Annotated in this window: 2 protein-coding genes; both read left to right on the top strand. The window is 72.2% G+C overall.

Annotated elements, in window-relative coordinates; translation table 11 throughout:
* Positions 1 to 1,236 (top strand): beta-N-acetylhexosaminidase (locus H5J33_RS34050; protein WP_181798528.1); only part of this gene is annotated, 1,236 nt, incomplete at its 5' end.
* A 276-nt stretch (positions 1,237 to 1,512) separates the two neighbouring features.
* Positions 1,513 to 1,754 (top strand): FAD binding domain-containing protein (locus H5J33_RS34045; RefSeq protein ID WP_181798527.1); only part of this gene is annotated, 242 nt, incomplete at its 3' end.

The following is a 1,754-nucleotide window of genomic DNA, read 5'->3' as shown; positions in this document are numbered from 1 at the left end:
TTCCGCTGGCGCGGCCTGCTCCTCGACGTCGCCCGGCACTTCATGCCCAAGGAGGGCGTGCTGCGCTATCTGGACCTGATGGCCGCGCACAAACTCAACGTCCTGCACCTGCATCTGACGGACGATCAGGGCTGGCGGATCGAGATCCGGCGCTATCCGAAGCTGACCGAAATCGCCTCCTGGCGCTCGCGGACCAAATTCGGCCACCGGGCCTCACCGCTGTGGGACGAGAAGCCGCACGGCGGTTACTACACCCAGGACGACATCCGGGAGATCGTCGCCTACGCCGCCGAACGGCACATCAGCGTCGTCCCCGAGATCGACGTACCGGGCCACTCGCAGGCCGCCATCGCCGCGTACCCGGAACTCGGCAACACCGACGTCGTCGACACGACCGCCCTCTCCGTCTGGGACACCTGGGGCATCTCGTCCAACGTGCTCGCGCCCACCGACACCACCCTGCGCTTCTACGAAGGGGTGTTCGAGGAGGTGCTGGAGCTGTTCCCCGCCGACGCCGCGGAGTTCTCCGCGTTCGTGCACGTCGGCGGCGACGAGTGCCGCAAGGAGCAGTGGACCGGGTCCGTCACCGCCAAGACCCGCATCGCCGACCTCGGCCTCACCGACGAGGACGCGCTCCAGTCCTGGTTCATCGGGCACTTCGACGCCTGGCTCGCCGCGCGCGGGCGCCGCCTCATCGGCTGGGACGAGATCCTGGAGGGCGGGCTCGCGCCGGGCGCGGCCGTCGCCTCCTGGCGCGGCTACGCGGGCGGCGTCGCCGCCGCGCGGGCCGGCCACGACGTGGTCATGTGCCCGGAGCAGTACGTGTACCTGGACCACCGGCAGGCCCCCGGCGACGACGAACCGGTGCCCATCGGCTTCGTGCGCACCCTGGAGGACGTCTACCGCTTCGAACCCGTACCGGCGGGGCTCACCGAGGAGGAGGCCCGGCACGTGCTGGGCACCCAGGCCAACGTGTGGACCGAGGTGCTGGAGGACTCCGCGCGCGTGGACTACCAGGCCTTCCCCCGCCTCGCCGCGTTCGCCGAGGTCGCCTGGAGCCCGCTGCCCGCCCCCGCCGACCGGGACTACGCGGACTTCGAACGCCGGATGAGCGCCCACTACCGGCGACTTGACGCCCTCGGCGTCGCCTACCGGCCGCCCACCGGACCCCGCCCCTGGCAGCGCCGCCCCGGCGTGCCCGGGCGCCCGATCGAGGGACCGCCCCCGAACCGCTGACCGCACGCGACCCCCGGACCCGCCCCGCCCCGCACCGCCCCCGAACAAGTACCGGAAAAACCCTGGCAGCATCACCGGAGAGTGGCAATCCGCCCGCACCGCCGAAGCCGTGCGAAACCGGACCAACCCCCCGGTGAGGTGGGCGAAAGCCTCCTAGCGGACCCCCGCGTTCGGGCGTTGCGAAGATGTGCCAGAGTTGCGTCGTCCGCCCTGTCAGCACGTACCGTACGGCAACACAGGCGGGACCAGGTGGGGCAGCGGGAAGGGGCAGCCGGTTTGACCACGCACGCACCGCGGACGGCACAGGCCGTCACGTTGCCCACGACGCTGGACGAGGCGGTGGCGGCCCTCGCGGCCATGCCCACCGCCGTCCCCGTGGCGGGCGGCACCGACCTGATGGCCGCCGTCAACTCCGGCCAGCTCAGGCCCGCCGCGCTGGTGGGACTGGCCCGCATCAGCGAGATCCGCCAGGCCTACCGCGACGCCGTCCTCACCCACACCGCCAACGGCGTCTACGC

This window comes from Streptomyces sp. WELS2 (assembly GCF_013870595.1).
Classification (GTDB): domain Bacteria; phylum Actinomycetota; class Actinomycetes; order Streptomycetales; family Streptomycetaceae; genus Streptomyces.
This window is presented reverse-complemented; position numbering and strand designations above follow the sequence as displayed.